12 protein-coding genes, 1 tRNA gene and 1 pseudogene are annotated in these 10,942 nt (G+C 49.2%); 5 read left to right on the forward strand and 9 right to left on the reverse strand.

Annotated features, from left to right (window positions below):
- Positions 1-121 (reverse strand): BrnT family toxin (locus tag ACLIBF_RS23595; protein ID WP_448310818.1); only part of this gene is annotated, 121 nt, incomplete at its 3' end.
- Between the two features lie 606 nt (positions 122-727).
- On the opposite strand from ACLIBF_RS23595, the gene ACLIBF_RS23600 reads away from it, so the two are divergent.
- Positions 728-802, forward strand: a tRNA-OTHER gene (locus tag ACLIBF_RS23600).
- Positions 803-1,023: 221 nt separating this feature from the next.
- On the opposite strand, the gene ACLIBF_RS23605 is transcribed toward ACLIBF_RS23600, so the two are convergent.
- The 3 genes from ACLIBF_RS23605 to ACLIBF_RS23615 all read right to left on the reverse strand — a co-directional run bounded on the left by ACLIBF_RS23605 (position 1,024) and on the right by ACLIBF_RS23615 (position 4,037).
- Complete coding sequence (locus tag ACLIBF_RS23605; RefSeq protein ID WP_039391596.1) at positions 1,024-1,209, reverse strand: con-10 family general stress protein; 186 nt, start codon at positions 1,207-1,209, stop codon at positions 1,024-1,026.
- 1,015 nt (positions 1,210-2,224) lie between these two features.
- On the reverse strand, positions 2,225-3,724 hold the full coding sequence (gene mbeA, locus ACLIBF_RS23610) for a plasmid mobilization relaxase MbeA (protein WP_448310816.1): 1,500 nt from the start codon (positions 3,722-3,724) through the stop codon (positions 2,225-2,227).
- Positions 3,714-4,037 carry a MobC family plasmid mobilization relaxosome protein gene (locus ACLIBF_RS23615; protein WP_378639494.1) on the reverse strand — a complete coding sequence of 108 codons (324 nt, stop codon included), beginning with the start codon at positions 4,035-4,037 and terminating at the stop codon, positions 3,714-3,716. Before ACLIBF_RS23615 ends, mbeA begins: the two co-directional genes overlap by 11 nt.
- Before the next feature lie 1,586 nt (positions 4,038-5,623).
- Between ACLIBF_RS23615 and ACLIBF_RS23620 the strand changes: the two genes are divergently transcribed.
- The 3 genes from ACLIBF_RS23620 to darG all read left to right on the forward strand — a co-directional run bounded on the left by ACLIBF_RS23620 (position 5,624) and on the right by darG (position 7,916).
- On the forward strand, positions 5,624-5,914 hold the full coding sequence (locus tag ACLIBF_RS23620) for a nucleotidyltransferase family protein (RefSeq protein WP_378639490.1): 291 nt from the start codon (positions 5,624-5,626) through the stop codon (positions 5,912-5,914).
- A 306-nt stretch (positions 5,915-6,220) separates the two neighbouring features.
- Positions 6,221-6,862 (forward strand): type II toxin-antitoxin system toxin DNA ADP-ribosyl transferase DarT, encoded by a 642-nt coding sequence (gene darT, locus ACLIBF_RS23625; protein WP_381952426.1) that lies wholly within the window; start codon positions 6,221-6,223, stop codon positions 6,860-6,862.
- A 13-nt stretch (positions 6,863-6,875) separates the two neighbouring features.
- Positions 6,876-7,916: a type II toxin-antitoxin system antitoxin DNA ADP-ribosyl glycohydrolase DarG gene (gene darG / locus ACLIBF_RS23630; RefSeq protein WP_381952429.1), complete on the forward strand. Its 1,041-nt coding sequence runs from the start codon at positions 6,876-6,878 to the stop codon at positions 7,914-7,916.
- 132 nt (positions 7,917-8,048) lie between these two features.
- Here darG and ACLIBF_RS23635 read toward each other — a convergent pair whose 3' ends face one another.
- The 3 genes and pseudogenes from ACLIBF_RS23635 to ACLIBF_RS23645 all read right to left on the reverse strand — a co-directional run bounded on the left by ACLIBF_RS23635 (position 8,049) and on the right by ACLIBF_RS23645 (position 9,865).
- The gene (locus ACLIBF_RS23635) at positions 8,049-8,612 is read right to left on the reverse strand and encodes a hypothetical protein (protein WP_147682437.1); all 564 of its coding nucleotides are present in this window, start codon (positions 8,610-8,612) and stop codon (positions 8,049-8,051) included.
- Positions 8,613-8,869: 257 nt separating this feature from the next.
- Positions 8,870-9,280, reverse strand: a complete 411-nt coding sequence (locus ACLIBF_RS23640; RefSeq protein WP_044864692.1) for a hypothetical protein — start codon at positions 9,278-9,280, stop codon at positions 8,870-8,872.
- Between the two features lie 400 nt (positions 9,281-9,680).
- Positions 9,681-9,865 (reverse strand): annotated as a pseudogene (locus tag ACLIBF_RS23645) (general stress protein).
- A 276-nt stretch (positions 9,866-10,141) separates the two neighbouring features.
- Here ACLIBF_RS23645 and ACLIBF_RS23650 point away from each other — a divergent pair.
- Positions 10,142-10,378: a hypothetical protein gene (locus ACLIBF_RS23650; RefSeq protein ID WP_381952437.1), complete on the forward strand. Its 237-nt coding sequence runs from the start codon at positions 10,142-10,144 to the stop codon at positions 10,376-10,378.
- A gap of 102 nt (positions 10,379-10,480) precedes the next feature.
- Here ACLIBF_RS23650 and ACLIBF_RS23655 read toward each other — a convergent pair whose 3' ends face one another.
- Together ACLIBF_RS23655 and ACLIBF_RS23660 are read right to left on the reverse strand one after the other, a co-directional pair.
- On the reverse strand, positions 10,481-10,783 hold the full coding sequence (locus ACLIBF_RS23655; protein ID WP_039391595.1) for a BrnA antitoxin family protein: 303 nt from the start codon (positions 10,781-10,783) through the stop codon (positions 10,481-10,483).
- A partial coding sequence (locus ACLIBF_RS23660) for a BrnT family toxin (protein ID WP_448310819.1) occupies positions 10,764-10,942 on the reverse strand: 179 nt, incomplete at its 5' end. The genes ACLIBF_RS23655 and ACLIBF_RS23660, both read right to left, overlap by 20 nt.

A 10,942-nucleotide genomic window follows, 5' to 3' on the forward strand; every position in this document is an offset into this window, starting at 1 on the left:
GAGCGGACAGATGAAGCGGATCATCAAAAACCAGAGCCGCTTCTTCGAACCGGATCCCGTGCTTCCGGAAATTCGTTTCCGCTTTGACAGAGTCCCACTCAAATTCGAGTTCCGTCTTCATGCTAAATCGCCTTTTTTATTTACGTATTAGTATATACAAAAAAGTATTTTTTAATACATAAGCGGGTCTCACTGGCGCGAGCCCCTCCAGAAAGCGGTATCTACGAGGGCTCCAGTGGAAAAGGGACAGCTCCAGTGGGGGCGGCATCTTTGTGCCGGACTTTGCCAGCCTGGCGGATTTAACATGAAAGTTCTTTTGCGCATGGCTACAAAAGCCGACTCAGGACCGTGCCGGTTCATAAAAAGCCCCGAAAAACACAACTGCGGGATCTCAATCTTAGAACTGGACTATACACATCACAGAACTCATGCCGTTGCGACATTAAAGATTGCATAACCGAAGTAATCACGGTAACTGTGGATTATTATCACACCTAAAGCGGAACGGTAAGATTAATATGTGCCATTTGTGTTTTCACTGCCCGAAATGCGGGAGCCAGACATTCCGATACACCACTGGGAGCGAAAAGCCGCATACGCCTCACGGTGCCGTTTGCAGCCGGTGCGGCACCCGACTCACGAGCACTTCCTGCGTGTCGCCCAAAGGACAGCCTTCTGGCAAACCATTCTTCTGGCTTTACTGATCCTACAGTTGCAGTAGGTTTACACGAGCGTGGTATAAAAGGTATTACATCAACTGTTACGGCTGAGGATGCGGGTTCAATCCCTGCTGCCCGTTCCATCTTTGTTCCTCAGCATACCAGCACCTTTTTTTGAGCGATTAACAGGGTGCGGATTAAGGGAAGCCCTGCCAGTCTGTCCTGTAATGCGCTGTCGAAGCCGGTCATAAAATATTAACTGCCCCCTCTGCCTGTATATTGTATTTACTATAACGTTTCTGTTGCGCATGGCAGTCAAAAGCCCGCCATGGCGGGCTTTTGACTGCCTTTTTAAAAATACAGCTCAGGAAGCAGAACTATTCGGGCGCCCTTTCCGGCTGACCAGGCCGCCTTTGCGCCCAGCCTCACTGGCACGTTCAGGGCTGTTTTTGAAGTTCCCGCCGCTCAGACGACCGCCTTTTCTGCCTGCTTCAGCGGCCCGTTCCGGGTTCTCCGCAAAGTTTCCTGCCCCACCACGATGTGCTGCCATAAACCCTCCAGGGAAAAAATGTGTGTCATCAGTCCATTAAGCGTAGCGTTTTTATCACTAAATTCAGGTTTATACAGAAATAATCAATACAGGCGAAGCCGCTGACAGCAAAGAATATCCCCACCCCGGCGACCGGTGAGTTACCAGCGAAGACGCAAAAAAATCCCGCCATGGTGGCGGGAAACCGAGAATTTTCAGGTAATTATTTTTTATGATCCGGCTGATCCCTCTGCCGTACGTCACGTGTAGAAAAAACGCAGGCCTGGCAAACAGCATCGCAAAAAAAGCCCCCCGTAAGGATGCTAATAGAAAAGGTCTCGTTTTGTCAGAATTCCCCTGGTGCAGGGCAAAACAGTTATCGGGCAATTTTCAGAATGCCTTAGTACACGGGAAATGTTTTTTAATTCACGTTTGTCGCGCTGTACACGTCAGAAAATAGGGAAATCGCGGCTTCTTACCGTGCCCTGAGAGGTCGAAAAAGTAAAAAACCCCGCCATCTAGAGCGGGGTGAACCAGGGATAAGATTCAGAATTTCTCACTGTAACCGGGACCAGCAGGCACCGGCTCTCTCTGAGTCTGGAGAAAAATGCTCTGCCGCACAAGCAAACCGGTAAATACAGGCTGACCAGTTCCGCCTTGCCACAAAAAAATCCCGCCGTGACGGCGGGAACATGAGGGTTTCAGGTTTTTTATAATTCTTGTGGCCCGGCTAAGCACCGGAGCACCAGCCTGGCGAAAAAACCAAAGGCGGGCAAGCGTCAGCGTTAAAGCTGCGCCACTTTTCCGACTGATCCCGCCCGGCGGCCGGATTTAACATAAGAGTTCTTGCCCGCACCGCGTCGGACGGGTTCGGCGCGAATGCTGCACCAGTCGGGTAAAAACGGCAGAAAACTCCCCAGTAAACCGCCCCGTTTGCGTCCGATAAATTCCCCCGGATTGCATAGCCATGCAGCCGGGTGAATAGCTCAGGCTTTAAGCGCAGATGCCCGCCAAAAGCCCCGTTTTATCCGATTTTTCACAGCGACGGACCGTTGTACGTCCGCTGCCGCTGCGATCGTTCAAGCTCCAGAGCTTTCTGGTGCTGCGCCGCGCGCTCCTGCTCCCTATGTGCCTCGATGCCGTTCAGCCTTGCGATAACCGGCGCAGCTGCTCGCTCAAACTCTGCACTTGCCTGCTCAAGCCCGTGACGCGCTCGCTCAGCGCCGCGTTCTCCCGTTGCATAAGACCAGACATCGTCCGCCATTCCGCGAAGGCGCTCTCCCACTCGTCCAGCCTTTTCGAGTAGTCCTGCTGTAGCTGCTCTAATGCGCTCAGCAACTGTTTTTCCAGCTCCGTCATGTGCTATTTCCCCGCCAGTATCATCCAGCTCGAATCGTCTCCGAACGTCCCCGCCTCCGGGTTCACCCTCACGCAGCGGCGTCTCTGCTCTCCGCAGGTCGTAAGCTGGACGCCATTGTTCCTCTCCGACAGCATGGCCTGCGTGCTCTTCTGCTCCCGGATGGTCGTGTAGTTCTCGATTATCTGCTGCCCCTGCCACCACAGAATGCCCGCGCTCGAGGCGATCAGCAGCACGGAGACCAGGACGATGGTCAGCCATGTCTGGCTGACCATCCGCACCATGCCTTTCGTGCGCTGGCTCATAGCTGAGGACAGCTTCCGGTCGTGGTCGAGGATGGCGGCGCTGATTCTCTTCTCGCTTTCGCTCAGTTCCGCTCTGACAGACTTCTCGTGCTCGCTGAATGCGGCTTTCAGCATCTCGCCGGTAGTCTGCTGCTGCGCTTTCGATTTCTGCTCTAAGTCCTTCGCCAGCGTTAAAAGACTGTTCATAGATGACTCCCTTCAGTCGGATGTTTCGCCCCCCGTCAGGGTCGGCAATGCTGATGCTGCTTTTTGTGGTGCGCACCACCTCAAAACCTGCGCTTTCCAGCGCCTCAGTAACGTCCTGGCGCGTATTCAGCTCCCCGGACGAGGCTAAGGACAGCAAACCCCGCGTAATCGCCTGAGCGGCTTCTTGCTTCGCTTCCGGCAGCGCGGACGGCGTGACCAGTGCCCGCCGGTTTTCCGGCGCATTCGGATCGTGCAGCCCCAGTCTGCCGTTCACGATGGTCTGCCAGGCATCGATGCGCGGACGGTCGGCGCGGTCGTAATACGGCTGGAGCCGTTTGCCGGTCAGTAGCTCCGTGTTTGGGATCAGGAAGTTCAGCTCCAGCCGCCCTTTGTCCTGGTGCTCAACCCACAGCACGCTGTACTGGTCTTTATCGAGTCCGGGCATCAGAACCCGCTCGAAGCTCGCCATCAGTTTTTCACGCTGACCAGGGGGTAAGTCCTGCTCGGCAAAGGACAGGACGCCGGAGGTGTATTTTTTGGCGTAGGGCGAGGCATCGATAAGCTCCCGGACTTCCTCCGGCTTCCCCTGCAGAACGCTGGCGCCGTCGCGCTGTCGGTCTTTACCCAGCAGATAATCCACCGGACCGGCACCACCGCCGCGCCCTCGCGGGTGAAACTTAACGATCATCTGCTGCCCCTTTTTCCAGCACGGCGTGCCGCAGCCGCTCAAGTCCAGCATCAATGGCCATCAGCGCGGCGACAACCTGGACACGGTCATGACCGGTACCGCCACAGCCATTAACCTGCCGGGCAATCTGGTTGAGATTGTTCCCCATGCCGGCAAGCTGACGAAGCAGTGCCGGCGAGATCGAAGGAAGTTTGCCGGCACGAGCGGGCTTCTCATCTAGGCAAGTCTGGCGCATCCAGGCTGCGAGCTGTTTACCGTCGCAGCGCTCCAGCAGCCGCCGGTGCTCATCCTCAGTAACCCACATCGTGAGCATTTTGCTGCGTTTGTCTGCCAAGCCGGCCTCCTGATAACGCCGGGACGGACGGGAAAATCTTTCCCGGTCGGCGCGGTGTTGGACAAGCCGCAGGCGCGTCAGTGGTTTTTGGCGGGTTTCGGGGCGCAGCCCTGAACCAGTCACGTAGCGCTAGCGGAGTGTATACTGGCTAAATATGATAAATCGAAGTGGTAATACAGGGAAGTGCTTCATGTGGCAGGTGAAAAATGCAGGTGCTAAGTGTAAGTGCAAAATGCCAGTGCCGGTGAAATGACGCCTCCTCGCTCACTCGGTCGCTACGCTCCTGCCGTGAGACTGCGGCGGGCGTTGCCAGCTAACGGATAACGGGATTAAGCGTGTAACGCTCAAATCAGGAGGGGCTGGAAAAAGGATGCGGCGTTGCCGTTTTTTCATAGGCTCCGCCCCCCTGCCGGAATTCATAAACAGACACTTTTTCGGTGTATCTGTGGGAGCCTTAGCTCAACCATGAATCCGACAGTGGTGGCGAAACCCGACAGGACTTAAAGATCCCCACCGTTTCCGGTGGGTCGCTCCCTCGTGCGCTCTCCTGTTCCTGCCTTTCGGTTTACCGGTGTCATTCCGCTGTTATGGCCGCGTTTATCTCATTCCACGCCAGACACTCAGTTCCGGGTAGGCAGTTCGCTCCAAGCTGGACTGTATGCACGAACCCCCCGTTCAGTCCGACCACTGCGTCTCACCCGGTAACTAACAAACATGATCCCAACCCGGATGGACACGACTAATCGCCATTGGCAGCGGCCAATGGTAACGGGCTTGAGAGAGCGGAAATTTATAACCGAGTGGTTACAGAGTTCTTGAAGTTTTAGCCTTACTACGGCTACACTGGAAGGACGGATTTGGTAATTGCGCTCTCTCGAAGCCAGTTACCTGGTTAAGCAGTTCCCCAACTGACTTAACCTTCGATCAAACCACCTCCCCAGGTGGTTTTTTCGTTTCAGGGGCTAATTTACGCCGCAACCACGGATCGCGTCAAGATAACTCTCCAGCAAAAAACCTTTTCAAAACGCCAAGTTAAGTATAGAAACAGCCTTCAAACAACTATAGTAACAGTCTCTGGAGAGTCTAGTAACAGGACACTATGAGATTAAACGCCGCCACCAAGACTGTTTTTTATTTGATGTTTCAGCGACTTCCGTCTTGTCCTCTATGCGTCTCACCTCCTGCAATTCGTTCCTTAGCCCGGAAACTTCATCACGAAGGGATTTTATTTCACGAATAAGTTCACTCATTACCTGATTGTGTGTCTCATCACTATGTCTCTCATTGTCCCGTGACACTGTCCCTTCTTGTCTCAACTCTCCATAGACTCGGATTAACTCGCTTGTATCAATGGAGCGCCCACCGTCCGAATCGGTCCTGTATGACAAGCGGCCTGATGACATATCACGGTACAGACTGGAACGAGCTTTCCCCGTCAATTTCTGTGCCTGTCTCACCTTATGCCAAGCCATAAGTATCACCCGTCCCACTATTGTCTCACGTAATTGATTTACCGATAGTATCATCAACACAGTATTCAACCGCCACATAACCGGACAATCGTCATGAAACCCTCACTTGAGCTGGAAAAACACCGCGAAGCTATCAGAGAGCTCGTACAGAAATATGGTCTGCATAACCCCCGTATATTTGGCTCTGTTGCAAAAGGGACAGATACAGAAGCCAGTGATCTCGATTTGCTGGTCGATGCAGGAAAAAAGACCTCACTCTTTGATATGGGAGGATTGCATGAAGAATTAAGCGCACTATTGTCATGTCCGGTTCATGTCCTAACTCCTAATGAAATCAGGACTGATATACGTGCGAAGGTACTGTTTTACGCTATTCCACTCTGACCCTAAGCAGAAGCTATCCCATTAATTCAAAATGATAATTTTCAGACTGGAAAATCTAGGCCATTTTTCGCCTGCGTTACGGTCAATTTTACATACATATGCGATGATAATATGCAGCCTGGTTGCGGCTAATGAGCAGCAAAGCTGTTGATTTGAAGTCCAAACCATGCAAAGAAGGAAGCCTTTAACCTCACATATCATGATGAGCTGGTCATAGTAGGTAAGGTTTTAGAGAGCTAACGATACATATAAATTAACAAAAAAAACAAAAACTTATATAATAAAAATCATGGAGAAGGGTGCTAAATGACTATACCTATGCAGCCTAAAATTTATCACATAGTGCATGTAGACCGACTTGCGTCGATCCTCGCTTCAAATGGGCTGCTTTGCGATGCGCGAATCATTGCTCAAGGCGCTGCTGGAACGACGATTGGTATGAATAGCATTAAACAGCGTCGCCTCACCGAGTTAACACTTAGTAGCCATCCTGATTTATATGTAGGTCAATGTGTGCCCTTCTACTTTTGCCCACGATCAATCATGTTGTACGTAATCCATCGTGCAGATAGTGATGAGCTAGCTTACAAAGGAGGACAAGGTCCAATAGTTCATCTCCAAGCCGATCTTCACTCTTGCGTTAAGTGGGCGCAGAAAAATCAACGCCGCTGGGCATTTACTTTATCCAATGCTGGCTCTTACTACTTTGAAGATAAAAATAATTTGTCAGATTTAAATCAACTAGAGTGGAGTGCGATTAACGCGACTCACTGGCAAAGATGTAAAGAAGGGAAGCAAGCCGAATTTCTCATGGAAGATAGTTTTCCTTGGCATTTGATTGAGGCAATTGGTGTTCAATCAAAAGCAATCTATACGCAGGTAGTTAATACATTGAAATCAGCAGCACATAGACCACCAGTTAGTATTAACACTCATTGGTATTACTGAGGAGGCCGTAAAAGTGATCGAGATAACCCGTGGTGACATTTTGCGAGCTGATGCAGAAGCTATTGTAAATACAGTCAATTGCGTAGGAGTTATGGGTAGGGGAATTGCATTGCAATTTAAAAAAGCTTGGCCTGACAATTTCAAAGCTTACGCAATTGCATGCAAGAAAAACGAAGTGCATCCTGGGAAGATGTTTATTTTTGAAACAGGGCAACTTACGAACCCTCGTTTCATAATAAACTTTCCAACTAAACGGCACTGGAAAGGCGCTAGCAAAATAGAAGATATTGAGTCTGGTTTAGCCTCCTTAGTTGGGGATATACAAAAAATGGGTATTAAGTCGATAGCCATTCCACCGCTGGGTGCTGGATTAGGGGGGCTCGAGTGGCCCCTAGTTTGTGAAAAAATCAAACACGCATTACAGCCATTAAGTGACGTTCATGTTTTTCTATATGAGCCGTCTGGTGCTCCTCAAAATGACAAAATGGCGAAACAAAAAGAAACACCAAAAATGACCGCAGGCAGAGCGGTATTAATAGAGCTTATACAGCGCTACCTCAAGGGATTGCTTGATCCCTCAATATCTCTACTTGAAGTACATAAGCTATTGTATTTTATGCAGGAAGCAGGAGAGCCATTACGCTTAAAATACCAGAAAGCGCACTATGGTCCTTATGCGCAAAACTTGCGTCATGTACTAAACGCTCTTGAGGGTCACTTCATTTCTGGATATGCCGATGGCGGTGACTTCCCGGAAAAAGAATTACAGCTTGTTCCTGGAGCTATTGAAGAAGCTCGCGATTTTTTGGAGAAGCATCCAAGTACACGTCAGAGATTCGAGAGAGTATCGCGTCTTGTTGAAGGATTTGAGTCCCCACAGGGTCTAGAGCTTTTATCAACAGTTCATTGGGTAAATAAACATGAACAAGTGAAAAACTCTAAAGACGTTATTGAAGCCATTTATTCTTGGAATGACAGGAAAAGGCAGCTAACAGCTAGACAAATAGCTATAGCCGAAAAGGTTCTCGACAGGCAAAACTGGTTAACTGCCTAACTATTTTCAAAAACTTAGGTGCTATTTACTAAAATCTCTTTTCGCCTACAAAAAAAGGATCGCTCACCAAGAGCGATCCTTTTCACATCTGAACCCGCTATACTGCAGGGTTGAATATAAAATCCCTTTCTTTTACGCTGCGTTCAATTCATCCAGCATGTGAATGAACTTCTCTTCGATATCTAGCCACATTTCTTCTGAAAGAGGTTTATCTTTGTAAGCGTGATGTATGAGGCTTAAAACAGCTTGAGACACACTGCCCTTTTTCTCGATAAGCTTGCCAAGGTTTTTTCCCTCTTTTTCTAGAGAACGAAAGAAAAGAGTCCTTTCCTGATTAGCAAACACAAGTTCAGGATCAGTGAACAGTTGCTCGATATGCTCAGGCTCTATGAGATAGACAGTTTGAACAGTCATCCTTCCCGTAGTTACTGATTTAACAGAGACATTTAGATGACGAATAGGGAAAAAATATTTTTTCTCTAGCATCTCGATGATTGCTGGTAAGCGAGTGACTTCAAAGTCAGCTTTAACATTGTTACCAGAACTGGTGAGATGATGGCCTTCGATCAGAGATGACAGGACCACCACTTGGGAATCCTGCATCGAGTTGAAGAGCGAGATAACTTTCAAATGAGACGAAAATTTACTCGCTAGACTGGCTCGGGCAACTGAGGGAGGTATTGATAAAGCGCGCATATGTGTAGCCTCATATATGTTTAAAAACATAAAGTTAAGAGACCAAAGTCAATAGCACCGCACCTAACAGAATAGAAAATGTCGTGTTCACACTCATCAAAAGAAATGATTTTTTCTTTATTAGAATGCAAGTTTATGAACATAATGCCGCCCATAACACTCCACCCTTCCAAAGGTAGTGATGTGTTGACCAGAAGGCGGAGTTAGTCGATTGTTTGCCGACGTTCACTAACTCTGCCTTTCCTTTTTGGTCTTTCCTATTCATCACCCAGCCTGAAAATGATTACACCTTCACTTAGCTGAGTGATTGAATCATCTGAAAGAAGCTTTTTGTTCTCATCCTCATCCTCCGAAAGACGCGGAAAACCAGGACGTAAGGTCAATCTAACAGCACATGATGAGTACCCACCATGCTTGTTTTTTTGCCCAGAAACACCAAAGCCACCCTCACTAATTTTCTTAATCATCCATTGGTTTTCGTCTTTGTCGTAAAGAATATCGACACGATCCCCAATAGCAATTCCTGTCTCGTCCATAGCGCTTTTACTCAAGCGGAAGCCTAGCTCCACAGCGCCTGTGCTTTTTTTCGTTTGCGTGGCTGTAACATGCTGCGACTGGACCACTCTTCCGGTCTTCGCTGCCAAATTTGATAAAGAGATAAAAGCCATTAGTGCAACCCGTTTTAGACGTCGATCAGTTCTTGTACGGAAGTGTAACCAGGGATCGCCGGGGACTTCAAGATCTTTTTGTACTACATCTAACTAGATCCCATGCAACCACAATTTCAACCCGTAAAAATTCAAATAACTTCTCGTAGTAGATCTCGTCAAGATATCCTGCCAGATCGATCTTTATGTAAGTAAAGGCTATTTTTTTACTTTAGATTTAAATGTGAACAGCGTGAGCGCATATAGCTAAATCATCAGATAGGTATAAAAAAGCCGTCTACATAGACGGCTTTTTTATACCTGCAGATCTGCTCCCATTTACCATAACATCCCTTTTGCGCAGGGCATGAAAAAAACCGCCTTGGCGGGTTTTGGGCAACTCATCTCAGGAAACCTTACACTAAGGAGCACCTCTTCGACTGATCTGGCCTCCCTTTCTGCCTGCTTCAGGTGCTCGCGCCGGGTTGTTCTTGAAGTTCCCGCCGCTTATGCGGCCAGCTTCTGCAGCTGTTCTGGATTTTCCGCAAAGTTGCCGGCGCAACTTCTGCGTCCCGCCCCAACACTTCCGGTTTGATTTAAGTAAATCCAGATAAAGCATAGCCTTGACCTTTACCCTCTGCGCCGGATCAGAAGTGCAGGACCCCGGGCAGCGTTCAGACTGCCGCACCGATCGTTTTTTGAAGTTTTCAAGGCAAAAAAAACCCGCTCAGGGCGGGAAAAATTCGTTACAGAGGAATATATCTGTCTCTGATAGGGCAACGTAAAACTATTTAAGTTCCTTCCCTGCCAGAGCAGCAGTTTTCACGTATCCTGCAGGCTTCGCCTGTCGTACGGGCATAACTCACAGCAAGCAGGTCCACAATGTACGAAAACCAAGACAAAAAGCTGTCTGACACAATAATTGGCGAAGCTATTCTTGAGCTACTCGATGAGAGGACGAGCATAACCAATGCCATACTGCTTCTGAAGCTCCAGACCTTCCTGATCGCCGCAGATGAAACGTGGCGGGAGACTACCATACGCGACGCCATCAGAAGCGTTCAGGCGGTAGTCCTGGAAGGCAACACAACAGGCGCACAGTCGTCAGTTATGCACTGAGCGCGGTAACTCCGGGTGAACCGGCCAGGCCCCCGGATTTAACATAAGAGTTCTGTTGCGCATGGCAGTAAAAAGCCCGCCATGGCGGGCTTTTCTTTCTTATTACTTATGATGCAGATCACGCATCATGGCTTCCCGCAGAATTGCGTTCAGTCTCGTCTGATAGCCTTTTCCTGGCTCCTTGAGCCAGGCCATCACATCAGCATCAATTCTGACCGAAGCCTGCGTTTTTACCGGACGATAAAAATGCCCCTGTGAGGCGTTTTTCCAGAAACGCTCATCCAGCGGCGGAATGTCGCAGTACTCAATATCGTTATCCGGTTTTTCGTTCAGGACTTTCAGCTCTGATTCCCGTTTTTCAGTCAGTTCGGGCAGCTTGCTTCGTTTATACCTGACCATGCTCATAACGCCTCCTCTCACTACGCTCAGCCCGGCGCGCACTGATAATACGAATGACCTCAGAGCCATCTTCAAAGCGCGTTGTGTGGGCAACCAGGACGACCAGACAGCCTCTCACCATTCCTATCGTCTGCCAGCGGTATTCTCCATTCTCAAAACGGTCCT

The sequence above is a fragment of the Pantoea sp. PGP6 genome, assembly GCF_053474785.1.